Origin of the sequence: Nocardioides sp. (genome assembly GCF_036274455.1) — a bacterium.
Taxonomy (GTDB): domain Bacteria; phylum Actinomycetota; class Actinomycetes; order Propionibacteriales; family Nocardioidaceae; genus Nocardioides.
In genome coordinates this window covers 13587-35690 of sequence record NZ_DASUFR010000076.1, presented here as the reverse complement: position 1 = coordinate 35690, position 22104 = coordinate 13587, and the positions used below count along the sequence as shown (strand labels likewise).

Below are 22104 nucleotides of genomic sequence, written 5' to 3'. Positions count from 1 at the left end.
CTCGCCCTGAACGGACCCCAACGCAAGTCATTGACCCCGTCAACCATCCCTTTGTGCAATGTTGACCTGCCGGGTTCCTGCCAGTCATCGCGTGCCAATGAAGACTTTTCTGCAGCATCGCGCACAATGCGCTCAGGGAGAGCGAACCTCGGGGGCCTTTCGCGCGTCATTTGATGTGCGGAGGGAGTCTCCGGTCGGAAAGGGTGCACGTGAAGAAAGTCCCGGTCATCGCTGCCGTCGTGTCGGCGGTCCTCGTCCTGACCATGGCCAGCCAGCCCACCTCCGCGGGCGCGACACCCGACGACCGGGCCGGCGGGTCGTCCGGCGCGACGTTCTCCTCGGCGTTGTCCCCCGCGTCGACCACGGACCGGGCTGACCGGCACGGACGCCACCGGAACAGGCCCGCGGCGGAGCCGGAGAAGGCCAAGGGGAAGGGCGGCGGGCGCTACCACGTGCCGACCGGTGCCTACTTCAACAACCCTCGCGGCAGCTGGACGGCCCGGATGAGGATCGAGCGCCAGGTCATGCGTGCGATCAAGGCGACCAAGAAGGGCGCGGTCATCAGGATCGCGCTCTACTCCTTCGACCGGATCCCGGTGGCCAGGGCGCTGATCGCCGCCAAGAAGCGCGGCGTGCACATCCAGATCCTGCTCAACGACCACCAGGACACCAGGGCCATGAAGATGCTGCGCGGCTACCTGGGGACCAACACCAAGAAGCGGGACTTCATCTACAAGTGCCATTCGGGCTGCCGGACCGACAACCGCAAGCGGTTCCTGCACACGAAGTTCTACACATTCACCAAGACCGGCGGGTCCAAGTGGGCGCTTTTCTTCGGCTCGCACAACCTGACCATGAACGCCATGCGGCACCAGTGGAACGACCTCTACCTGATGGACGGCGACAAGCCGCTGTTCAACCAGTACGTCGCGCTCTTCGACGACATGGCGAAGGACTACGAGAAGCAGCAGCCGCCGCTGCCCGACTTCTGCGGCATCCCGGCCAACGGCGTCTCGTGCGACGACGCCGTCGACTCCGGGACGACCGTCACCTTCCCGCGCTACCTCGGCCCGGGCAACGACCCGATCATCAAGATCCTCGACCGGGTGCAGTGCCTCACCACGCTGCCCAACGGCAGGCGGATCCGGACCAAGCTCGCGGTGAACATGCACACGATCCGCGGCCGTCGGGGCAACTACCTCGCCGACGCCTACCGGCGGAAGTTCGCCGAGGGCTGCAACGCCCGGTTCAGCTTCGGGCTGGTCGGCGCGATCACGAAGGGACACCTCGGCGCGAAGACGCCTCGCGGACGGCTGCCGCTGCGGTCCACGGGCTTCGACTACCACCCGGACAGCGACCCGGTGCCCAACCCGGACGGCAAGGTCGACCTCTCCCTCGACTACTACTCCCACCAGAAGTTCCTGATCATCGAGGGCAACTACGCGGGCAACCCGCACGCGCGGTTGGTGTTCACCGGCTCGGAGAACTGGGGCGCGCTCGGCGCCTACAACGACGAGATCCTGGTCAACGTGATCGGCAAGCAGGTCACCCGCCAGTACCTCAAGCAGTTCAACTTCGAATGGCGACCGGGCAACTCCCGCAACGCCTACACCACGACCTACACCCACTTCCGGGTGCCGGTCGTGCGGATGGGCCCGGACGGCGAGAAGGTCGTGACCTACCGGACCGGGACGCGCAAGCACGTGACCGTGGACCCGAGCCTGGTCTACCACCCGAACTGGAACTACGGGCCCTACTGGGAGGACGACTGACCCGGGGTTGATCAGGCGTTCCACTGGCGCAGCTTGTCGGGGTTGCGCACCGCCCAGATCCGGGTGATCCGGCCGTCGGCCACGTCGAAGGCGAAGACCGTGATCGTCTCGTCGTCCTGACGGGCCACGAGGCCGGGCTGCCCGTTGACGGCGCGCTCCTCGATCCGCAGGTCGGTGCTCCGCCGGGCCAGCGAGACCATGAACTCCGCGATGATCTCGGGCCCCTCGATCGGCGCGAGCGCGGCCGCGACCCGCCCACCGCCGTCGGCCACCGCGACGACGTCGGGGTCGAGGATGCCGAGCAGCGCCTCGATGTCCATGGCCTCCCACGCCTGCTTGAACTCGCGCACCACCTCGGCGCGTCGAGCGCTCGGCGCCGCGACCGGCCGGGTGTCCCGGACCTTCCGACGTGCAGTGGAGGCGAGCTGCCGGCAGGCCGCCGGCGTGCGGCCGACGATCTCGGCCACCTCGTCGAAGGGGTAGCGGAAGACGTCGTGGAGGAGGAAGGCGACGCGTTCGGCCGGGCTCATCGAGTCGAGCACCACCAGGAACGCCATGTCGATCGACTCATCGAGGGTGATCCGCTCGGCGGGGTCGACACCTGCGTCGGCGCTGGCCCACTCGGTGCGGTCCGGCACCGGCTCGGGAAGCCACTGCCCGACGTACCGCTCCCTGCGCGCACGCGCCGATCCGAGCTGGTCGAGACAGATCCGGCTGGTGACGGTCGTGAGCCAGGCAGTGGGGGTCTCGATCGCCTCCCGGGACTCGGGGGTGAGGGCGTACCACCGGATGTAGGCCTCCTGCACGGCGTCCTCGGCGTCGGCCACCGAGCCGAGGAGCCGGTAGGCGACGTTGATCAGCCGCCGGCGGTCCGCCTCCACGTCGTGAGTGGCGGTGTTGCTCGTCATCGTCCTCTGCTCCCTTCGCCGCTGGTCTCCCCATGAAGACGAGACAGGCGGCCGGTCTGTGAGGTGGCTCGCCTCACATCACATCCTGTGCCACTGCCTCGTCACCTGGTCGACCGAATAAATCTCGACGAACGGGAGACCCCCGATGGACGCACGACTCGACTTCATGGCGCACCAGTCGGTCTCGAAGCAGATCATGCGAGTGGCCGGCGCCAGCCACGTGCCGGACTCCGTCCTGCCGACCACCCTGCAGGAGCTCGTCCGGCTGCGCGCCAGCCAGATCAACGGCTGCGGCTTCTGCATCGACATGCACCTCAAGGAGGCCTTGCATGCCGGGGAGGACCAGCACCGGCTGAACCTCGTCGCCGGCTGGCGCGAGGCCACCTGCTTCACCGACGCCGAGAAGGCGGCGCTCGAGCTGACCGAGGCCGGCACCCGCATCACCGACCGCGGCCACGTCCCGGAGGACGTGTGGCTGAACGCTTCCAAGCACTTCGACGAGGAGCAGCTCGCGGCGCTGGTCTTCGTGATCGCGATGATCCAGTTCTACAACCGGCTCAACGTCATCACCCAGCAGCCGGCGGGGAACTACGAGGTCGGCCAGTACGCCGGCTGACCACCTGGAGGCCGGCCCCCCACCTCCCCCCAGGGGGCCGGTCCCATCAGCGCGCGCACGAAGCCACCGTGACGCCCGTCACCGCAACGTCATGGGCACCTGCGGCGCCTAAGGTGCTGACATGCCGGACCTCGCGCCCCGACAGCTGATCCTCACGCTGTACGGGCTCTACGCGCGCGACGAGCACAACTGGCTCTCGGTGGCGTCCGTCGTCCAGCTGCTGTCCGACCTGGACGCCGAGCCGGCCGGGGTCCGCTCGTCGATCTCCCGGCTCAAGCGCCGCGGAGTCCTGGAGTCGCTCAAGGTGGACGGCACGGCCGGCTACCGCCTGTCGGACTCCGCACTCGAGGTCCTGCGCGAGGGCGACACCCGGATCTTCAAGCACCAGCGTGCGCATCTCTCCGACGGCCTGGTGCTGGTGGTGTTCTCGATCCCGGAGACCGAGCGCGACCGCCGCCACCGGCTGCGCAGCACGCTGAGCGGAATGGGGTTCGGCACCGTCGCGCCGGGCGTCTGGGCGGCTCCGGGCACCATGGAGGAGGTCGCGGGCGAGACGATCGAGCGGATCGGGCTGCGGCAGTACGTCGACATCTTCCGGACTCGCGCGACGGACGCCGACGAGCTGCGCCCCCGGGTGGCCGAGTGGTGGGACCTGCCCGCCATCCAGCGCGAGTACGACGAGTTCGTCGCCACGTACCGCGACACGCCCGCACGCCTCAAGGGCTCCGGCGACCTGCCCCGGCAGGCGTTCTGCACCTACCTCCCCATGCTCACCGAGTGGCGGCGGCTGCCTTACCGCGACCCCGGGCTGCCGGCCGAGGTCCTGCCCGCGGACTGGGTCGGCCGGCGCGCGGCGGACCTGTTCACCGACCTCGACGCGCTGCTCCGGTCTCCGGCCCGCGAGCACGCGCTGCGGACCATCCACGCGTGAGCACGCTGCCCATGTCACTCGGTTGACGCTCGTCACACAGCAATGGGAGGTTCGAACCGTGGCGGATGAGGGCCGGGTCGCGCTGGTCACCGGGGCGGGACGCGGCATCGGCCGCGGCGTGGCGGCCCGGCTCAGCGCCGAGGGCCACGCCGTCGGGCTCGTGTCCCGGACCGAGGCCCAGCTGCACGAGACCGCCGCCCTGTGCAGCGGACCGACCCTGGTCCTGGCGCGCGACATCACGAGCACGTCGGCGGTGGACGAGGTGTTCGCCGCGGTCGAGCACGAGTGGGGGCCGGTCGACGTCCTGGTGGCCTGCGCCGGCGCAGGCGCCTCGGCGCCGCTGGCCGCGACCTCGGACGAGATGTGGGAGGAGATGCTCGCACTCAACCTCACCGCGCCGTTCCGGTGCATCCGCAGGGCGGTCCCGGCGATGGTCGACCGCGGCGGTGGCTCGATCGTGGTGGTCGCCTCGGTGGTCGCGAAGCGCGGCGAGCCCTACGTCGCGGCGTACACCGCGAGCAAGCACGGCGTCCTCGGTGTGGTGCGGTCCGCGGCCGCAGAACTGGCCACCAAGGGCGTGACGGTCAACGCGGTCTGCCCCGGGTACGTCGACACCCCGATGACCGACCACACCATCGAGGTCATCGCCGAGCGGACCGGGCGCACCCGCGACGAGGCCCGGCGCGAGCTGGAGCGCAAGCAACCCCACCAGCGGCTGGTCACGGTGGACGAGGTGGTGGCGGCCGTCTGGGCGTGCGTGTCGAACCCGGGGATCTCCGGCCAGGCCCTCGTCGTCGACGGAGGAGGACTCCAGTAGTGAGACTGGGCCCATGAGCCTGGAGTTCGTGAACCCGCCGGAGCTGGCGACGCCGCGTGGGTTCTCCCACGCGGTGGTCGGCCGCGGCCGTGTCGTCTTCCTCGCCGGCCAGACCGCGCTCGACGCCGACGGCCGGATCACCGGCGCCGGCGTGGTCGAGCAGTTCGAGCAGGCCCTCGGCAACCTCCTCGTCGCGCTGGCCGCGGCCGGCGGCTCGCCGGAGCAGCTCGCGGGCCTGACGATCTACATCGTCGACATGGACGACTACCGCGCCAACTCGCGCGCGATCGGCCAGGTCTGGAGACGGCTCGTGGGAGACACCTACCCGGCGACGGCCGGGATCGGCGTCACCCGGCTGTGGGACGCCGAGGCGCTGGTCGAGGTGCAGGGGTACGCCGTCCTGCCCGACTGACGACGCCTACTCGCCCTTCCACGCGGGCGGTCGTCCCTCGTTGAACGCCGCGTGGAACTCGGCGTGGTCGGCGGTGGTCATCAGGAGGGCCTGCGTCATCGCGTCGAGCTCGGTCGCGGACGAGAGCGACATGTCGAGCTCCCTGGTCAGCAGCGACTTGGTCTGCGCGAGGGCCAGCGTCGGGCCGGCGGCCAGCCGATCCGCCAGGGCGGACACCGCCTCGTCGAGGGCGTCGTCGTCGACGAGCTGGGACACCAGCCCGTAGCGGTCGGCGGTCTCGGCGTCGATGGTGTCGCCCAGCATCAGCAGGGAGGTGGCCCGGGAGAGCCCCACCACCCGCGGGAGCAGGTAGGCCGCCCCCATGTCGCCGCCGGACAGGCCGACCTTGGTGAACAGGAACGCGAACCGGCCCGCGCGGCCCACGACGCGGAAGTCCGCGGCGAGGGCGATCACCGCGCCGGCGCCGGCGGCGATGCCCTGCACCTTGACGATGATCGGGATCGGGCACTCGCGCATGGCCCGGATGACGTCCCCGGTCATCTTGGTGAACCTCATCAGGTCGCCGGCCCGCATGGTGATCAGCTCGCCGATGATCTCGTTGACGTCGCCGCCACCGCAGAAGCCCCGGCCCTCCCCCTGGATCACGAGGACCTTGACGTCCTCGTGGTGCGGCAGCTCCGCGAGGAGGTCACGGAGGTCGGCGTAGGACTCGAAGGTCAGCGGGTTGAGCTTCTCGGGCCGGTTGAGCGTGACCCGCGCGACGCCCTCCTCGATCGCGAGGTCGAAGTGGTCCCATCGCTCCGTCAGCGGCGCGGAGGCTCGGAATCGGTTCACGGCGTGGTCCTTTCGCGGAGCAGCTCGCGGGCGATGATCGAGAGCTGGACGTCGGTGGCGCCCTCGTAGATCCGCGGCGCCCGGACGTCGCGGTAGAGGTGCTCGAGCAGGTGGCCCCGCTCCAGGGCACGGGCACCGTGGAGCTGGACGCACTGGTCGACGATGGCCTGGGCCGACTCGGTGGCGAAGTACTTCGCCATCGCTGCCGACTTCGTGACCTCGCCCTGCGGGCTCCCGGCGTCGTACGCGCGGGCGGCGGCGTAGACCAGGTGCCGGGCGGCCTCCAGCCGGGTCGCCATCCGCGCGAGGTGGTGGGCGACGGCCTGCTGGTCGGCGAGGTGGCCGCCGTAGGCCTCCCGCGTCGCCACGTGGTCGATGGTGGCGTCGAGCGCGGCTCGGGCCATCCCCAGGGTGAAGGCCCCCACGCTCGGTCGGAACAGGTCGAGGGTGCGCATCGCGACCCGGAAGCCGCCGTCGACCTCCCCGAGCACGTCGTCCGGACCGACCCGCACGCCGTCGAAGCGCAGCCTGCCGATCGGATGGGGCGACAGGAGGTCGAGGTGCTCACCGGTGAGCCCGGCGGCGTCCCCGGGCACCGCGAACGCTGTGACGCCACGAGCCCGGGTGTCCGGCGTCGTGCGTGCGAAGACCGTGTAGACGTCGGCCTCTGGAGCGTTGGAGATCCACGCCTTCTCGCCGTGCAGGCGCCAGCCGTCACCGTCGGCCTCCGCGGCGAGGGCGAGCGCCGCGGCGTCCGAGCCGGCACCGGGCTCGGTGAGCGCGAAGGAGGCGACCACCTCACCGCTCACGACTCCCGGGATCCAGCGCCGGACAGTGTCGGGACGGCCCGACTGCAGGATGGGGTAGCTGCCCAGCCCCTGGAGGGCCAGTGCGGTCTCCGCCTCGGTGGAGAGCGCGGCGATGGTCTCGCGCAGCAGGCACAGCTGGGTGGCCGCCGCGTCCTCGGGTGCCGACTCCGGCGCGCCTCCGAAGAGCGCGCGGAGCAGCCCGAGCCGGCCCATCGCCCGCAGGAGGGGCCGGTTGACCCGCCCCTCGTCCCCCTGCTCGGCCAGGGGGAGTAGCTCGGTCACGGCCAGCTCGCGGGCCCAGGCGCAGAACTCTCGCTCGTCCTCGGGGAGGTTCACCGGTCCATGCTCTCCGATGGCCGCCAGCGCGCGTGCCTGGTGCCGGCCGGTCCGTGGCGGATCAGCTCCAGGCGCGGCTTCGGGCCGTCGGTGCGGCCGGTCTGCGGGCGACGCTGGCCGGCCTGCCACGGTAGGGGCCAGCGCACGCCGGGGCCGGTGTACTCCTGCTCGGCAGCCGCGTGGAGGGTCCAGCTCGGGTCGTAGAGGTGCACCCGGCCGAGCGCGCAGAGATCGGCGCGGCCGGCCAGCAGCAGGGAGTTGACGTCGTCGTAGGACGAGATCACGCCGACCGCGATCGTCGCGATGTCGACGGTGTTGCGGATCCGGTCGGCGTACGGCGTCTGGTAGGAGCGGCCGAACGCCGGCCGCTCGTCGGGGGTGACCTGGCCGGTCGACACGTCGATGGCCGCACAGCCGACGGCCTTGAACGCCTCTGCGATCAGCACCGCGTCGCCACCGGTGATCCCGTCGTCGACCCAGTCGGTGGCCGAGATCCGCACGGTCATCGGCTTGTGCGCCGGCCACACCTCCCGCATCGCGGTGAACACCTCGAGCGGGTAGCGCAGTCGCGCCGCGAGGTCGCCGCCGTAGCCGTCGGTGCGCCGGTTGGTGACCGGTGAGATGAAGGAGGAGAGCAGGTAGCCGTGGGCGCAGTGCAGCTCGAGCAGGTCGAAGCCGGCGTCGTCGGCGCGCCGGGCGGCGTCGACGAACTCCTGCTTGATCCGGGCGAGGTCCGCTGCGTCGAGCTCGCGGGGCACCTGGTTGACGCCCTCCCGGTAGGGCAGTGCAGAGGGGGCGACGACCTCCCAGTTGCCCTCGTCGAGGGGGAGGTCGATGCCCTCCCACATCAGCTTGGTGGAGCCCTTGCGCCCGGAGTGGCCCAGCTGGATGCCGATCTTCGCTGCGCTCTCGGCGTGCACGAAGTCGGTGACCCGGCGCCAGGCCTCGGCCCGGTCGTCGGACCAGATCCCGGTGCAGCCGGGGCTGATGCGCCCCTGGGCGGACACGCAGACCATCTCGGTCATCACCAGCCCGGCGCCACCGAGCGCCTTGCCGCCGAGGTGCACGAGGTGGAAGTCGTTGGCGTAGCCGTCCACGGCGCAGTACATGTCCATCGGCGAGACCACGACCCGGTTGACGAGCTCCAGCCCGCCGAGCGTGAAGGGCCGGAACATCGGCGGCACGTCGGCGCCGTCCTCCCTGGTGTCGCCGGTGTGCTCGCCGAACCACCTGTCGACCCGGGCCACGAACTCGGGGTCGCGGAGCTTGAGGTTCTCGTAGGTGACCCGACGGCTGCGGGTCATGATGTTGAACGCGAACTGCCACGGGTCCTGGTGGACGTACTGACCGAGGTTCTCGAACCACTCCAGGCTGGCCTGCGCGGCGCGCTGGGTGGAGAGGACCACGGCCTTGCGCTCGGTCTCGTAGGCCTCCAGGGCGCCGGTGAGGTCGTGGCCCTCGTGCAGGCACGCGGCCAGCGAGAGGGCGTCCTCCATCGCGAGCTTGGTGCCCGAGCCGATGGAGAAGTGGGCGGTGTGCGCGGCGTCGCCGAGCAGCACGACGTTGTCGTGCCGCCAGGTCTCGTTGCGGACCGTGCTGAAGCTGATCCACCTGGAGTTGTTGGCCATCACCTCGTGACCGTCGAGGACGTCGGCGAACAGCTCGGTCACCTTGGCGATCGACTTCTCGTCGGACTGGCCGGGGGCGAACTCCTGGGTGGCGAAGGCGTCGAAGCCGGCAGCCCGCCAGACCTCCTCGTTCATCTCGACGATGAACGTGCTCCCGTGGGCGTCGTAGGGGTAGCCGTGGACCTGCATCACGCCGTACGGCGTCTCGCGGATGTCGAACTTGAACGCGTCGAAGACCTTGCTGGTGCCCAGCCACATGTACTTGCAGCGGCGGACGTCGATGCTCGGCCCGAAGGTGTCGGCGTACCTCGCCCGGACGGTGGAGTTGAGGCCGTCGGCGGCCACCACCAGGTCGTGGGTCCGCGCGAGCTCGGCGACGTCGGGCGCCTCGGAGAGGAAGTGCAGCGTCACCCCGAGGTCGCGACAGCGCTCCTGGAGCAGCTCGAGCAGCCGTCGGCGGCTCATGGCTGCGAAGCCGTGGCCGCCGCTGGTGATGGTCTGTCCGCGGAAGGTCACGTCGATGTCGTCCCAGCGCGCGAACTCGCGCTCCATCCACTCGTGGACCAGCGGATCGGCGTGCTCGATGCCGCCGAGGGTCTCATCGGAGAACACGACACCGAAGCCGAAGGTGTCGTCGGCGGCGTTGCGCTCCCAGACAGTGACCTCGTGGCTGGGGTCGAGCTGCATGACCAGGGCCGAGAAGTAGAGCCCACCCGGGCCGCCGCCGATCACCGCGATGCGCACGCTGTGACCTCCCTCGTCCGAGATCCAGAAGATATTGCGCTTCTTGGATCTCCGTCAAACAAACGACACAAAGCTGGACATCAGCCAGGCACCGGGCCGGAGGCCACCGCCGACTCGACGCCGCCGAGCTCGCGCAACCGGAACCGCTGCAGCTTGCCCGTCGAGGTCTTGGGCAGCTGGTCGACGAAGACCACCCGCCGCGGGTACTTGTACGGCGCGATCGACTCCTTGACGAAGGCCTGCAGGGCCTGCGCCAGGTCGGGGTCGCCGGCCACGCCTGCCCGCGGGACCACGAACGCGGTGACGACCTGCCCGCGCGCCTCGTCGGGCAGCCCGACCACACCGCACTCCTGCACGTCGGGGTGGGACAGCAGGGCTTCCTCGACCTCGGGGCCGGCGATGTTGTAGCCCGAGGACACGATCATGTCGTCGCTGCGGGCGCGGTACCAGAAGTAGCCGTCGTCGTCCTGGACGAAGGTGTCGCCGGTGATGTTCCAGCCGTGCTGGACGTAGGCGGCCTGTCTCGGGTCGTTGAGGTAGCGGCAGCCGGTCGGGCCTTTGACGGCGAGCCGGCCGGGCTCGCCCGGCGGGAGCGGCCGGCCCTCCGGGTCGAGGACCGCGGCCCGGTAGCCCGGCACCGGCCGCCCGGTCGAGCCGGGCCTGATGTCCTCGTCGGAGGAGCCGACGAAGATGTGCAGCAGCTCGGTGGCCCCGATGCCGTCGATGAGGCGTACGCCGGTGGCGTCGTGGACGGCGTGCCACGTGGCGACCGGGAGGTGCTCGCCGGCGGAGACGGCACGCCGGAGCCGTGAGAGCTGGGCCGCCTTACCCGAGGTGAGCATGGCGCGGTAGGCGGTGGGCGCGGTGAAGCACACCGACACGCCATGTTCGGCGATGAGGTCGGCGAGCTGGTCCGGAGTCGCCTTCTCCACCAGCAGCGTGGCGGCGCCGACGCGCATGGGAAAGACCAGGAGGCCGCCCAGCCCGAAGGTGAAGGCCAGCGGCGGCGTACCGGTGAAGACGTCGTCGGCGGTGGGCTTGAGGACGTGGGCCGAGAACGTGTCGGCGATCGCCAGCAGGTCCCGATGGAAGTGCATGGTCGCCTTGGGGCGGCCGGTCGTCCCCGAGGTGAAGGCCAGCATCGCGACGTCGTCGGCGGAGGTCTCCACCGCATCGAACTCCGCCGGCTTGCTCGCCGCGGCCTCGGCCAGCGCGGTATCGGGCCCATAGGGGACGATGCGGTCGCCGACCATGCCGGAGGCGACGAGGTCGTCGAGCACCCGGCTGTCGCACAGCGCGAGGTCCACCGACGCGATCTCGCAGATGGTGGTCAGCTCGCCGGCCCGCAGCATCGGCATCGTCGTCACCGCAACCGCGCCGGCCTTCATCACCGCGAACCAGCACGCCGCCAGCCACTGGTTGTTCGGCCCCCGCATCAGGACCCGGTTGCCCGGCACGATCCCGTGGTCCTCGACCAGGACCCGCGCCAGCTGGTCGGAGAGCCGCTGCAGCTGCCCGTAGGACCAGGGCTCCGCGTCCGGCGCCAGCAGGCACGGACGATCCGGGCCCAGCCGCTGCGCCACCCGGTCGAGGAGCTCGACGCCGCAGTTGAGCCGCTGCGGGTAGTCGAGCTCGGGCAGCTCGAAGAGCAGCTCGGGCCAGGTGTCCGCGGGCGGCAGGTTGTCGCGGCAGAAGGTGTCGACGTGCGCGGACGGGGACAGTGTCGGCCCGGTCGTCGGCTGGCTCATCCGGTGCCCTCCCTCGCAGCCCGCCGCCCGTGCCGCGGCGGACGGTTCGAGGCTATGACCCTGTCGTTACGGCAGTCAACAGACCGTCATACATCGCTCTCGCGGGCAGCGACCTCGCCGCCGACGCCCCAGTTGTGCGCGGGCACCTCGTCGATGATCACCCACACGCCGGCTGCGGACTGACCGGGCCGTCCACAGACCTCGAGGAAGGTCTCGGTCAGGCGGCCGACCAGCTCGGCCTTCTGGCTCTCGTCCCGGCCGGGGAACATCGACACTCGGATCAACGGCACATCCCTCACCCTTCTCGCATCGAGGACGCGGCGCGGTCCTCGCGCACCGCGTGGTCTTCCCACTCGAGACGAGGTACGCCGCCCGCGTGTGACCAGCCGGCCGCCGGGGCACGAGCGGCTCACCCGGTCCGGGTGGCGGGGCGTCGACGATAGACCCCTACGCTCCTCGCATGCTGATCCTCGCCCTGATCCTGTTCGGGATGCTCATCGGTGCCGCCGCGCAGCTGATCCTCGGCCGGGAGGACGGCCGGATCAACTGGACCCTCGCCCTGCCCGCGGGGCTGGTCGGCTCCTTCGTGGGCGGGCTGCTCATCAGCCTGCTCGCCGGTGACGGCCTCGAGCTGCGCGCCAGCGGCATCATCGGTTCGATCGTGGGTGCGCTCCTGGTGACCGCCGGCTGGCGCTGGTGGTCGGGCCGGGCCCGCGCGAGCAGCTGACCGGCTCCCGGTCCGTCGCGCCGGGAGACGACGACAACCCCTGAACGGCGTCGATGCCGTTCGGGGCTGTTCGAGGGACAAGTCCTGCGCGCCCGTAGGGATTCGAACCCCAAACCTTCTGATCCGTAGTCAGATGCTCTATCCGTTGAGCTACGGGCGCCTGTCCGCCGGCGGCAACCTGGCACGCCGCAGGACTGCACGAGGATAGCCGACCCCTGCAGAGGGCTCCGAATCGCTGACCGCCGACGGCCCGAGCGGCTCCGGGCGCTGGCGCGACGGCAGTGTGACGCGCGCCATATGGCTTGGACCGATCCAATATGTACGGGCTCCGGACACCGGTAGCGTCGGCCTCCCGATGCGCCGCACACCGCGGCGAATCTTGGGTATTCGGGACGAGCCGCGACAACGACGCCGCGCCATCCGCCGACCATGTGTTGAGCTCGACAGAAGGACTCGCTTGAGATGACGGACGTTGAAGCAGCCCTCGACGACGCTGGGATCAAGAACCAGCAGGTGCGCGAGTACGTCGCCCACTGGGCCGCGATCACCCAGCCGGACCGGATCGAGGTCGTCAGCACCGCCGACGACGCCCGCCTCGTGCAGGAGTCCCTCGACGCCGGCGAGCTCCTGCCGGCCGGCGAGGGTCGCTACTACTCCCGCTCCTACGTCAAGGACACCGCGCGCTCCGAGGAGCGCACGATCGTCGCCACCAGCGACCCGAACGACAAGGGCGTCTACAACAACTGGCGCCCGGCCTCGGAGATGAAGGAGCTGTACAACACGCTGGTCGCCGGCCAGTCGCGCGGCAGGACGATGTACGTCATCCCCTATCTGATGGCACCGCCCGGATCGCCGCTGGAGCAGTTCGCCGCGGGGGTCCAGATCACCGACTGCCGCCCCGTCGTGCTGCACGTGATCCGCATGGCCCGGGTCGGCAAGGACCATGTCGACAACCTCGCCGACCAGAACTCCTTCGTGCGCGCGGTGCACGTGACCGGCGACCTGCCCAACCTCGGCCAGGGCACGCCGGACGACAAGCGCTACTTCATCACCGTCGCGGACGAGCGCACGATCCTCCACTTCGGCTCGTCGTACGGCGGCAACGCCCTGCTCGGCAAGATCGCCCACGGCCTGCGCCAGGCCATGTACGACGGCTGGAAGAACGGCTTCCTCGGCGAGCAGTTCATGCTGCTCGGGGTCGTCGATCACCAGACCGGCCGGCGCTACCACATCGCGGGCGGCTTCCCGAGCGCCTCGGGCAAGACCAACCTGGCGATGACCCTGCCGCCCGACGCCCTCGGCGACCGCTACCACGTCGAGTTCTACGGCGACGACATCGCCTGGCTGTGGGTGGACGAGGAGTCCGGCCGGGTGATGGCGTTCAACCCGGAGAACGGCGTCTTCGGCGTGGCCAAGGACACCAACGAGCTGACCAACCCCACGGCGCTGGACGCGATCCGCCCGGGCACCGGCACGATCTTCACCAACGTCGCGTACAACCCCACCACCCAGGAGGTCTGGTGGGAGGGCCGCACCTCCGAGCCGCCGGCCGACGTCACCGGCTGGCTGGACTGGAAGGGCCTGCCCATCGCCGACCGCACGGACGAGGAGAAGGACGACCCCTGGGCGCACCCCAACAGCCGGTTCACCACGACGCTGGCCAACGTCCCCAACGTCGCGGTCGACTACGAGAACCCCGGCGGGGTCCACGTGGACGCGGTCATCTTCGGCGGCCGCACGCGCGACCGCGAGCCGCTGATCCGCGCGATCACCGACCTGGCCGAGGGCGTCTACGACGGCCTGACCCTGGGCGCCGAGGCCACCTTCGCCGCTGAGGGCGTCGACGGCCAACTGCGCTACGACCCGATGTCCAACCGCCCGTTCATGTCCTACGGCGAGGGCGACTACGCCCAGCACTGGCTCGACGTGATCGGGGCCGCCGAGCACCAGCCGATCTTCGCCCACGTCAACTGGTTCCAGCGCGACCCCGAGGACGGCCACTTCCGCTGGCCGGGCTACCGCGAGAACCTGCGGGCGCTGCTGTGGCTGGCGCAGCTCAAGAACGGCGAGGTCACCGGCCGGCAGACCCCGGTCGGCATCGTGCCGAAGGCCGAGGAGCTCAACCTCGACGGACTGGAGATCAGCGAGGAGGACCTCGAGGCGATCCTCACCATCGACGTGGACCGCTGGCGCCAGGAGATGGGCTTCCGAGAGAAGCACCTCGAGCAGTTCGACCGGCTGCCCGAGGTCATCTGGGACGCGCACCGGCGCGTGGCCAAGGCCCTGGACGAGGAGTGACCTCCGGGCCCGGCACCAGCCGGGCCCGAACGGTCCTGAGACAAGCAGAGTGGCACCGGCCCCTGGGGGTCGGTGCCGACTGCTGTTGGCTGCCAGGATGCCCGGCGCCGGGGGTGCATGTGGGGGGCTCCCGGCGCCAGGCCATTTCCTGACGAAGTCTCGCGCGCGGTGGGGGGCCTGTGCTTGGAGACAGGGTCGCCGCGAGGCTGCGTTGCCAACCATACGGCAACTTCTGGCAACTGTCTCCTTCGGTCCATACCACTTGGGCATGCCTCAAGGGGCCGGGTCCCCTCTCCCGGCCCTGCGGACCCCTTGTTCAGCTAGTTACGTCAGCAGCACCAGGACGGGCCGACCTTGGACACGTGGTGGTGGTTGATGACCTTCGCGTCTGCCGAGGTCTGGCTCAGGCCGAGCACGCTCAGGACAGCAACCAGGCCCGCGACCGTCAGGCGAACGGACTTGCTCCTCATGTGGACTCCTCGCGTCAGGACGGTGGGTGGTTCCCACCGCATGAGTCAGCGCAAGCAAATCGCGTCACACCCGCCCCACGCGTCCCCAAAATGAAGTAGTTGCCCACTTCGGCGGAAAAATCCGGCAAGATGTGCCCATGTCGCCTGAGCTCGCGCACCAGCTCACCGCACTGGACCCCGCGGTACTGGGCGCTCGCATCAGGGCGGCGCGCGTCGCAGCCGGTCTCACCCAGCCCGAGCTGGCCGGCCCGGACGCCTCCGTCGGATTCGTGTCCCGCATCGAGAGTGGACAGCGGCGGCCCAACGTCGAGCTGCTCGGCATCCTCGCCGCGCGGCTCGGCGTCACGGTCGAGTTCCTGGTGCTCGGGGACGGCTGGGAGGACGCCCAGCGGCTCGAGCTCCTTCTCGACCATGCGGACCTCTCGCTCGCCGGCGGGGAGGCGGACAACGCGCTCAGGCTGGCTCGCGAGGCGCTCGGCTCCCCCGGGTTGGACACCGTTCCCGGGGGCACGATCCGAGCCCGCTACGCCGAGGCTGCCGCGCTGGACGCCCTCGGTGACCCCACCGCCGTAGGCGCCCTGCAGCAGCTCCTCAACGACGCGCCCGAGGTCGGCACGCGGCTCAAGGTCGCGACCGCCCTGTGCCGCATCTGGCGGGAGCAGGGGCAGTTCGAGCGGGCCATCGCGGTCGCCCAGCGGCTCGTCGACGAGCAGCCGCCCGACGTCCTCGGGAGCGAGGAAGGCATCCGGCTCTCGGTCACGCTGGCGGCAGCCCTGTTCATGTCGGGGCGTGCGGCCGAGGCCGCGGAGCTGTGCGACCGGGCCATCGCCGAGTCCGAGCGGCTCAGCTCGCCGGTGGCTCGCGCCTCGGCCTACTGGAACGCGAGCGCCATCCGCGCCGAGGCGGGCGACGTCGCAGGCGCCCTGCCGCTGGCCAAGCGTGCGCTGCACCTGCTGGAGAACACCGAGCGGGTCCGCGACGTCGGACGGCTCCGGATCCAGCTGAGCTCGATCATGCTCCGCGCCGACCCGCCGAGGCTCGAGGACGCCAAGGAGCAGATCCGGATGGCCGACCTGGAGCTCGACTGGAGCGAGGCCTCGCCCGTCGACCGGGCCCGCAACGGGCTGGTCCGCGCGCAGGCGCTGCTCCTCGAGGGGCAGGCGGAAGAGGCCCAGCAGCACGCCCTCCAGGTGCTCGCCGACGCCGACGAAGAGCTCCCGCTGGTCAGCGTGGACGCACTCGTGCTGCTCGGCCAGGTCGCGTGGAGCATCGGGGACCACGAGGACGCCAAGGCCTGGTACCGCCGCGCGATCGTGACGCTGACGGGCGCGGGCGCCGATCGCGAGGCCGCTCAGGTCTGGTTCGAGATCGGGACGCTCGCCGCCCAGGCCGGGCTGGTCGCCGAGTCGGCAGACGCCTTCCACCGGGCCGCTGCCTCCGCAGGCCTCACCTCGCGTCTCCCCGTGGTCACCCCGCCTGCCTCGGCGCCGCGCACCACTCCGGAGCAGGTGCCGGCCGGACGCGTCCCGGTGATCGGTACGCCGCCGGAGGGCTCCCCCCGGACGACTCCGTCGCAGTCGCCCAGCAGCCTCTCCTGAGGAGCCTCACGGGCCACACGGGCCTCACGACGCGACGCCCGTGTGGGATCATCGGCGTTGCACAAAGTTGCGGCCGTCGAGGGGTGGTGAGCCATGCCGAGCTACGGGCCCGACGAGCGCGCCGTGTTCGAGGACGACGCCACCAAGCTCTATGAGGAGATCTGCCAGCGGGGCGGGATCCCGGCCAACGACTACCGCATCGCCGAGGACGGCGAGCTGCGCAAGGCCTTCGACCTCCTGGTCGAGATGGGGCTGCTCACCTTCAACCGCGAGCAGGACCAGTGGGAGCCCGAGGACCCCACCAGCGTCCAGAGCCGGATCGTCTCGCCGCTGAGCCAGGAGGCCGCCAAGCTGCTCTCCGAGAGCTCGCAGTGGAACTCCGCCTTCACCAACCTGGCCCAGAGCTGGCGACGGGCCCCGCAGTCCTCGGCGCGCGGCCCGTTCACCTACCTGCGCAACCTCGACCTGATCAACAGCGTCCTCGACCAGCTGGTGGCCGAGTGCGAGGAGGAGATCTTCACCGCGCAGCCCGAGGCGGGCCGCAACGCCCGCCAGCTGGCCCGAGCCGCGCTCCGCGACATCGAGCTGCTCGAGCGCGGCGCCACCATGCGCACGCTCTACCAGCACAGTGCCCGGCGCAGCTCGGTGACGCACAAGTACGTCGCGGCCGTCACCGCCCGCGGCGCCGAGGTGCGCACCCTCGATGAGTTCTTCAACCGGATGATCGTGGTCGACCGCCGGGTCGCGGTGATCCCGAACCGCGACGAGCCCGGTGTGGCGGTGATCGTGCGCGAGCCCGCGGTGGTCGCGTTCCTCGTCGACGTCTTCGAGCGGTCCTGGGAGCGCGGCCGTCCCTTCACCAACCGCGAGACGTCGCTGCTGAAGGACATCGCCGCCGAGCAGCGGGCGATGACCATGCGGATGCTGATCGAGGGCCACAGCGACCCGGTGAGCGCCAAGCGGCTGGGGGTCAGCCCGCGCACCTACGCCGGCTACGTCGCCGACCTGAAGGCCGACTACGACGCGGACACGCGCTTCCAGCTCGGCTACACGATGGGCCGGATGGGCATCTCGGGCCAGGAGGAGATCGAGGGCGAGCCGGCGGAGTGAGGCAGGCCCGGGTCCCGCTCACCCCGCCGGCGCCTTCTCGGGCGTTCCGTGTGCACCCGAGAAATGTCACGAGGGCAGCGACCCTGCGGTCACTGCCCTCGTGTGGTTGAGACGGGCCTGGGGGGTAGGCGCTGGGACCGGACAAGTGGGGGGAAAGTCGGGTCCCCGTCTCAAGACTGGGTATCGGTCAGGTCAGCCCCACTGGGTGTCCAACGCTGAGCGGCTGACCGAGTGCGCCGCTGCCTGCGACGGCGCCGCCGTGGCGCCAAGGAGGCCGGCGGACACTGCCACCGCACCGATGACGACGGCAATCCTGCGCACGATCTTCTTCATGGTCTCCCCACTTCGGTCTCTTGCTGGGCCCACGGAACGGCCCCACTCCGGTAGTCTGTCTGCAGGGTCAGGCAAGGCGTGAGTCCACGGCTGCCTCACAAATCTGCATTGCAAAAACATGCAGTTCGTTGATACTTGACCCACGCGCCGTAGCGTCATGCCCACCTTGGGGTCGTGAGCGCTTCTGGGGCTGCTGGGACCCCAGTGACGACGCCAGGAGCCCGGATCGAGGGCGGGCGCTGCAGCAAGTCCCGTCGCGACCACTGCACCTTCTGGCCCTCGGAAGCGGCTCCGTCGGGCACGCGGACGCGAGCAACGCGTCCAGGTGGCCCGGTACGGCCGCCGACACGCCCGACGTGACAACTTTTTCGCCACTTTCCCACCCTGAGCCGGAATGCGCGACGGCTCCCGGACCGTGGCCGGGAGCCGTCGGGTCGCAGTGACGACCTCTGCGGAGGCGGCGGGATTTGAACCCGCGATGGGCTGTTGACCCAAACCCGCTTAGCAGGCGGGCGCCATAGACCGGACTAGGCGACGCCTCCGCCGAGGAGGGTACAAGCAGCCCGCGGCTCCTGCGTAATTGTCCGCAAGAGTCCACGGCCAGGAGGCTGCTCCTAGAGCGGATGCAGACCGTGGCCTTGCTGCAGCCGCGCCTGGACCTCGCGGACGAGCTGCTCCTTGTCGACGTCGAGGACCCCGACCGGGATCGTCGTGGTCCGACCGTCACTCAGCCGCAGCTCCAGGCAGGCCACGTCCCGCCGGTACGACGTCACGGCGTCATCCACCGCGCTCCAGCGGGCCTCGGTGACGCCGGCGCCCCGCACCAGCCGCACCCGATAGCCGTCGTCGGTGCAGCGCAGCACCCACGCCCTGCTGCGCAGCCACCACCCGGACGCGACCCCTGCGACAACGCCGAGGAGGACGACCACGACCAGCACGTCGAGGGAGAGGCCGGCGATCGCGACGACCGCCGTACCGACGAACACCACGACGGCCAGCCCGACCAGCACCAGCCCCAGCAACCTGGCTACGAACGCAGGCGCCAGCCGGTAGACGGTGGGTTCGGTCGAGGGCACGAACTGATTGAACCGGGAACGGTCTCAGCGCCCAAACCGGGACTTGTGAGTACCAGTGAGCTCGGTCACACTCGAAGACCCCGGCCTAGGAGGCCGCCGATGCCCACCGTTCCGCCCGCCCTCCCCGGCGCCCTCAAGGCGCTCGATGCCGCCCTCGACTCCCCCCGCAAGCCCGGCATCCCGCTGGGGAACTGGCGGTGGCTGGTTCGGCAGCGGATGGGCGGTGTGCGTGACGCGCTGGTCGGCGAGGCTGCCGGGTCTGACGACGGGTGGCTCGCCGCGCGCGGTGGGTCTGCGTTCCGGGAGCGCAACGCGCTGCTGTCCCGGCTCAGCATCCTCGGGCCGCAGATCCTGGAGACCCCGGATGTCGAGGCCACCCGGATCGAGCTCAAGCGGCTCGTCGTCGACATCCAGCGGCACGTGCAGCGGATCAACGACCTGGTCTACGACGAGGTGGAGCTGGAGCTCGGCGGCTCGGAGTAGGTCGCTCTCAACTGCAGGCGTGGCAGAGGGGGTGGCAGAGGGGGCGGGATTCGAACCCGCGGCTGACATCTCTGCCAGCGACCGCTTTCAAGGCGGTTCCGATCGGCCACTCCGGCACCCCTCCGTGCGCTCCGGTGGACCGGCGCACCCGACGATCCTAGGACTCAGTCGTCCAGGACCAGCTCGAGCATCACCTCGCCGTCCTGGACCACGTCGGCCGGCGCGATCTTCACCGCACGCACCGTGCCGTCGGCCTCGGCGATGACCGGGATCTCCATCTTCATCGACTCCAGGACGACGACCACGTCGCCCGCCGAGACCTGGTCTCCTGGCGCGACCGAGACGCTCAGCACATTGGCCACCATCTCCGCCACGACCTCGGACACCCGTTCGCGGACCATGCGAGAGAACCTAGTGGGCACCGCCGGTGCCCGCCCCGCTGGCTAGTAGGGAGCATCTAGAGCAGCGCAGCGGTGCGCGGGGGCTCGGGGCGGACCGCCGCGGCCTCCTCGAGCCGGCGGCCGCCCTGGCCGCGGGAGCCGGTGAGCGCGAGGTCGGTGCGGATCACGACGTAGCCGATGACCAGGCCGACGACGAGGGCGTAGAGGACCGAGAGGCCGCACTCGAGCAGCGAGATCGCCGGGTTCACCAGTGCGTTGGCCACCGGCGCCGTCGCGGCGACGCCGAACGCGCACAGCCACCACCCCTGCCGGCGCCGGGCGCGCATGTGGCAGCCCCAGGCGAGCGCGGGTACGCCGAGGACGGCCTCGATCGGGCGCGGGAAGGCGCCGAGGTGGTCCCGGCTCCACCGAACCCCGCCGAGCAGGTGGTCGACGAGGTCCTGCGAACCGTAGCGGCGCAGCATCTCGGCGTACAGCAGGGTGACCGCGAGCAGGACCCCGCAGATCGCCACCACCACCAGGCCGCGGCGTCCGAGCCCGTGCAGGCCGGCCCCGAGCCGGTAGACGACGCCGAAGGCGCCCAGCATCGCCAGGCCGAGGGTGACGTACTCGAACCGCACGACCGACACCACGGGGTCGAAGCCGATCGTGGCCATCGCCCCGATGGCCGCGATGACCACCGCGACCACGCACTCCCGGGCGGCGCGGGAGAACCGCACCGCCGGAGTGGTCGCCATCACCCCGAGCACCGCCGAGACCACACAGGTCATGACCGCGGCTCCGGTGCACAGGTAGTCCTGGTCGAGCAGCAGGACGAGCAACCCCAGCACCAGCGCCAGGCCGCCGAAGATGACCGGGCGGCCTCCGGTGCGAGCCGCGAGTGCCCAGGAGTATGCCGTGACGACGGCGACCGCTCCGGCACCGTCGAGCCAGTCCGGACCTCGCGGGATCATCGCCGCCACCAGGGCCGCGAGCCCGCCGGCCACGACCAGGACCCAGAGCGCGACGAGCAGCCTGCTCTGGACCGGCTCCCGGTCGGGCACGGAGACCGTCAGCTCGGGTCCGGCGGCTGCCCCCGTGGGGCCGGGGACGACCTCCTCGCGCATCGGCTCGGGGTCGGGCGCGGGGTCGGGCCCGGGGTCGGGCCCGGGGTCGGGCGCCGGCCGAGCGGCGGTCGTGACGACCACCGGCTCGCGGTCGAGCGACCGGACCCGCTCGTGGCGCGTCGCGCGTCGTCGAGGGGCGGTCCGTGGCACGACAGAACAGATTACAGAGAGGGGGTGAGGCGCGCGGCTACAACCGTCGGTTGGCGAGCGAGGGGTTGGTCACGCGGGCCTCCTCCAGGACGCCGCGGTCGAGGGTGGCGCGCAGCACGTCCGGGCCGTCGCCGGCCCCTGCCAGCACGTCTCCGCGCGGGTCGATGACCATCGAGTGGCCGGTGTAGCGGGGTCCGGGCTGGCCGGCGGCGACGACGAACACCGTGTTCTCGATGGCCCGGGCGCGGACCAGGGTGCGCCAGTGCTCGACCTTGCGCGGCCCGGCCACCCAGGCCGACGGCACCACGAGCACCTCCGACCCCTGGTCGACCAGGGCCCGCCCGAGCTCGGGGAAGCGGAGGTCGTAGCAGGTCATCAGCCCGACCCGGAAGCCCGCGATGTCGACCACCACGGGGGTCAGCGGGCCGGCGTGTAGGGAGCCGGACTCCTGGTAGCCGAAGGAGTCGTAGAGGTGGATCTTGCGGTACGACGCCGTGGTGGCGCCCCGGACCAGCAGAGTGTTGTAGGGACGGGCCGGATCCTCGGAGGTCTCGAACATCCCCGCGACCACGGTCGTGTTGTGCTCGGCCGCCACCTTCGCGAGCTCGGTCCCGAACGGGCCGTCCTGGGGCTCGGCGAACGGGCTGACGTCTGACCCGGCCTCCCCGAAGTCCCGGGCGAACGCCTCGGGAAGTACCACCAGGTCGCTGTCCGAGGGCACCAGCTCACGCAGCCGCGCGCGGTTGGCGGCCGGGTCGAGCCCCGACGCCTCCTGGACCACCGTGACCGAGAGCATG

At 70.9% G+C, this 22104-nt stretch carries 22 protein-coding genes and 3 tRNA genes; 10 read left to right on the top strand and 15 right to left on the bottom strand.

Annotated features, from left to right (window positions below; genetic code table 11):
* The first annotated feature begins 209 nt into the window (after positions 1–209).
* Complete coding sequence (locus VFV89_RS07160; protein ID WP_329705229.1) at positions 210–1772, top strand: phospholipase D-like domain-containing protein; 1563 nt, start codon at positions 210–212, stop codon at positions 1770–1772.
* A gap of 11 nt (positions 1773–1783) precedes the next feature.
* On the opposite strand, the gene sigJ is transcribed toward VFV89_RS07160, so the two are convergent.
* Positions 1784–2680 carry an RNA polymerase sigma factor SigJ gene (gene sigJ, locus VFV89_RS07155; protein ID WP_329705228.1) on the bottom strand — a complete coding sequence of 299 codons (897 nt, stop codon included), beginning with the start codon at positions 2678–2680 and terminating at the stop codon, positions 1784–1786.
* 145 nt (positions 2681–2825) lie between these two features.
* Here sigJ and VFV89_RS07150 point away from each other — a divergent pair, with 145 nt between their 5' ends.
* The 4 genes from VFV89_RS07150 (at position 2826) to VFV89_RS07135 (ending at position 5456) form a co-directional block, all read left to right on the top strand.
* On the top strand, positions 2826–3296 hold the full coding sequence (locus VFV89_RS07150; protein ID WP_329705227.1) for a carboxymuconolactone decarboxylase family protein: 471 nt from the start codon (positions 2826–2828) through the stop codon (positions 3294–3296).
* A 121-nt stretch (positions 3297–3417) separates the two neighbouring features.
* On the top strand, positions 3418–4227 hold the full coding sequence (locus VFV89_RS07145; RefSeq protein ID WP_329705226.1) for a PaaX family transcriptional regulator C-terminal domain-containing protein: 810 nt from the start codon (positions 3418–3420) through the stop codon (positions 4225–4227).
* A 58-nt stretch (positions 4228–4285) separates the two neighbouring features.
* Positions 4286–5044, top strand: coding sequence for an SDR family oxidoreductase (locus VFV89_RS07140; protein WP_329705225.1), 759 nt, complete (start codon positions 4286–4288; stop codon positions 5042–5044).
* 13 nt (positions 5045–5057) lie between these two features.
* Positions 5058–5456, top strand: a complete 399-nt coding sequence (locus tag VFV89_RS07135; protein WP_329705224.1) for a RidA family protein — start codon at positions 5058–5060, stop codon at positions 5454–5456.
* Positions 5457–5462: 6 nt separating this feature from the next.
* On the opposite strand, the gene VFV89_RS07130 is transcribed toward VFV89_RS07135, so the two are convergent.
* From VFV89_RS07130 to VFV89_RS07110, 5 genes are all read right to left on the bottom strand, one after another.
* A complete protein-coding gene (locus VFV89_RS07130; protein WP_329705223.1) occupies positions 5463–6290 on the bottom strand; it encodes an enoyl-CoA hydratase family protein in 828 nt (275 codons plus the stop codon).
* On the bottom strand, positions 6287–7435 hold the full coding sequence (locus VFV89_RS07125) for an acyl-CoA dehydrogenase family protein (protein WP_329705222.1): 1149 nt from the start codon (positions 7433–7435) through the stop codon (positions 6287–6289). Before VFV89_RS07125 ends, VFV89_RS07130 begins: the two co-directional genes overlap by 4 nt.
* Positions 7432–9807 (bottom strand): bifunctional salicylyl-CoA 5-hydroxylase/oxidoreductase, encoded by a 2376-nt coding sequence (locus tag VFV89_RS07120; RefSeq protein WP_329705221.1) that lies wholly within the window; start codon positions 9805–9807, stop codon positions 7432–7434. Before VFV89_RS07120 ends, VFV89_RS07125 begins: the two co-directional genes overlap by 4 nt.
* An 80-nt stretch (positions 9808–9887) precedes the next feature.
* The gene (locus VFV89_RS07115) at positions 9888–11555 is read right to left on the bottom strand and encodes an AMP-binding protein (RefSeq protein WP_329705220.1); all 1668 of its coding nucleotides are present in this window, start codon (positions 11553–11555) and stop codon (positions 9888–9890) included.
* An 86-nt stretch (positions 11556–11641) separates the two neighbouring features.
* Positions 11642–11908, bottom strand: a complete 267-nt coding sequence (locus tag VFV89_RS07110; RefSeq protein WP_329705219.1) for a 4-oxalocrotonate tautomerase family protein — start codon at positions 11906–11908, stop codon at positions 11642–11644.
* A gap of 107 nt (positions 11909–12015) precedes the next feature.
* Between VFV89_RS07110 and VFV89_RS07105 the strand changes: the two genes are divergently transcribed.
* Positions 12016–12282 carry a GlsB/YeaQ/YmgE family stress response membrane protein gene (locus tag VFV89_RS07105; protein ID WP_329705218.1) on the top strand — a complete coding sequence of 89 codons (267 nt, stop codon included), beginning with the start codon at positions 12016–12018 and terminating at the stop codon, positions 12280–12282.
* 87 nt (positions 12283–12369) lie between these two features.
* Here VFV89_RS07105 and VFV89_RS07100 read toward each other — a convergent pair.
* Positions 12370–12442, bottom strand: a tRNA-Arg gene (locus VFV89_RS07100).
* 302 nt (positions 12443–12744) lie between these two features.
* Between VFV89_RS07100 and VFV89_RS07095 the strand changes: the two genes are divergently transcribed.
* A complete protein-coding gene (locus VFV89_RS07095; protein WP_329705217.1) occupies positions 12745–14580 on the top strand; it encodes a phosphoenolpyruvate carboxykinase (GTP) in 1836 nt (611 codons plus the stop codon).
* A gap of 329 nt (positions 14581–14909) precedes the next feature.
* On the opposite strand, the gene VFV89_RS07090 is transcribed toward VFV89_RS07095, so the two are convergent.
* Complete coding sequence (locus VFV89_RS07090) at positions 14910–15050, bottom strand: hypothetical protein (RefSeq protein ID WP_329705216.1); 141 nt, start codon at positions 15048–15050, stop codon at positions 14910–14912.
* 137 nt (positions 15051–15187) lie between these two features.
* Between VFV89_RS07090 and VFV89_RS07085 the strand changes: the two genes are divergently transcribed.
* Together VFV89_RS07085 and VFV89_RS07080 are read left to right on the top strand one after the other, a co-directional pair.
* Positions 15188–16648 (top strand): helix-turn-helix domain-containing protein, encoded by a 1461-nt coding sequence (locus VFV89_RS07085; RefSeq protein ID WP_329705215.1) that lies wholly within the window; start codon positions 15188–15190, stop codon positions 16646–16648.
* A gap of 93 nt (positions 16649–16741) precedes the next feature.
* The gene (locus VFV89_RS07080) at positions 16742–17758 is read left to right on the top strand and encodes a LuxR family transcriptional regulator (RefSeq protein WP_329705214.1); all 1017 of its coding nucleotides are present in this window, start codon (positions 16742–16744) and stop codon (positions 17756–17758) included.
* A 192-nt stretch (positions 17759–17950) separates the two neighbouring features.
* Here the strand turns inward: VFV89_RS07080 and VFV89_RS07075 are convergent, their stop codons facing one another.
* From VFV89_RS07075 to VFV89_RS07065, 3 genes are all read right to left on the bottom strand, one after another.
* On the bottom strand, positions 17951–18091 hold the full coding sequence (locus VFV89_RS07075) for a hypothetical protein (protein ID WP_329705213.1): 141 nt from the start codon (positions 18089–18091) through the stop codon (positions 17951–17953).
* Between the two features lie 452 nt (positions 18092–18543).
* Positions 18544–18633 (bottom strand) — tRNA-Ser (locus tag VFV89_RS07070).
* Between the two features lie 72 nt (positions 18634–18705).
* Positions 18706–19167, bottom strand: a complete 462-nt coding sequence (locus VFV89_RS07065) for a hypothetical protein (RefSeq protein ID WP_329705212.1) — start codon at positions 19165–19167, stop codon at positions 18706–18708.
* A gap of 99 nt (positions 19168–19266) precedes the next feature.
* On the opposite strand from VFV89_RS07065, the gene VFV89_RS07060 reads away from it, so the two are divergent.
* On the top strand, positions 19267–19650 hold the full coding sequence (locus VFV89_RS07060) for a hypothetical protein (protein WP_329705211.1): 384 nt from the start codon (positions 19267–19269) through the stop codon (positions 19648–19650).
* 32 nt (positions 19651–19682) lie between these two features.
* Here the strand turns inward: VFV89_RS07060 and VFV89_RS07055 are convergent.
* From VFV89_RS07055 to VFV89_RS07040, 4 genes are all read right to left on the bottom strand, one after another.
* Positions 19683–19774: transfer RNA gene (locus VFV89_RS07055), tRNA-Ser, on the bottom strand.
* Positions 19775–19814: 40 nt separating this feature from the next.
* Positions 19815–20051: a biotin/lipoyl-binding carrier protein gene (locus VFV89_RS07050; protein WP_329705210.1), complete on the bottom strand. Its 237-nt coding sequence runs from the start codon at positions 20049–20051 to the stop codon at positions 19815–19817.
* Between the two features lie 56 nt (positions 20052–20107).
* Positions 20108–21307, bottom strand: a complete 1200-nt coding sequence (locus VFV89_RS07045) for a hypothetical protein (protein ID WP_329705209.1) — start codon at positions 21305–21307, stop codon at positions 20108–20110.
* Positions 21308–21344: 37 nt separating this feature from the next.
* Complete coding sequence (locus VFV89_RS07040) at positions 21345–22103, bottom strand: carbon-nitrogen hydrolase family protein (RefSeq protein WP_329705208.1); 759 nt, start codon at positions 22101–22103, stop codon at positions 21345–21347.
* Position 22104 lies beyond the last annotated feature (1 nt).

Coding starts and splice junctions, on each gene's coding strand:
- VFV89_RS07145 (WP_329705226.1), top strand. CDS start 3,418: ATGCCGGACCTCGCGCCCCGACAGCTGATCCTCACGCTGTACGGGCTC.
- VFV89_RS07095 (WP_329705217.1), top strand. CDS start 12,745: ATGACGGACGTTGAAGCAGCCCTCGACGACGCTGGGATCAAGAACCAG.
- VFV89_RS07135 (WP_329705224.1), top strand. CDS start 5,058: ATGAGCCTGGAGTTCGTGAACCCGCCGGAGCTGGCGACGCCGCGTGGG.
- VFV89_RS07080 (WP_329705214.1), top strand. CDS start 16,742: ATGCCGAGCTACGGGCCCGACGAGCGCGCCGTGTTCGAGGACGACGCC.
- sigJ (WP_329705228.1), bottom strand. CDS start 2,680: ATGACGAGCAACACCGCCACTCACGACGTGGAGGCGGACCGCCGGCGG.
- VFV89_RS07150 (WP_329705227.1), top strand. CDS start 2,826: ATGGACGCACGACTCGACTTCATGGCGCACCAGTCGGTCTCGAAGCAG.
- VFV89_RS07060 (WP_329705211.1), top strand. CDS start 19,267: ATGCCCACCGTTCCGCCCGCCCTCCCCGGCGCCCTCAAGGCGCTCGAT.
- VFV89_RS07085 (WP_329705215.1), top strand. CDS start 15,188: ATGTCGCCTGAGCTCGCGCACCAGCTCACCGCACTGGACCCCGCGGTA.
- VFV89_RS07075 (WP_329705213.1), bottom strand. CDS start 18,091: ATGAAGAAGATCGTGCGCAGGATTGCCGTCGTCATCGGTGCGGTGGCA.
- VFV89_RS07040 (WP_329705208.1), bottom strand. CDS start 22,103: ATGCTCTCGGTCACGGTGGTCCAGGAGGCGTCGGGGCTCGACCCGGCC.
- VFV89_RS07050 (WP_329705210.1), bottom strand. CDS start 20,051: ATGGTCCGCGAACGGGTGTCCGAGGTCGTGGCGGAGATGGTGGCCAAT.
- VFV89_RS07090 (WP_329705216.1), bottom strand. CDS start 15,050: ATGAGGAGCAAGTCCGTTCGCCTGACGGTCGCGGGCCTGGTTGCTGTC.
- VFV89_RS07105 (WP_329705218.1), top strand. CDS start 12,016: ATGCTGATCCTCGCCCTGATCCTGTTCGGGATGCTCATCGGTGCCGCC.
- VFV89_RS07115 (WP_329705220.1), bottom strand. CDS start 11,555: ATGAGCCAGCCGACGACCGGGCCGACACTGTCCCCGTCCGCGCACGTC.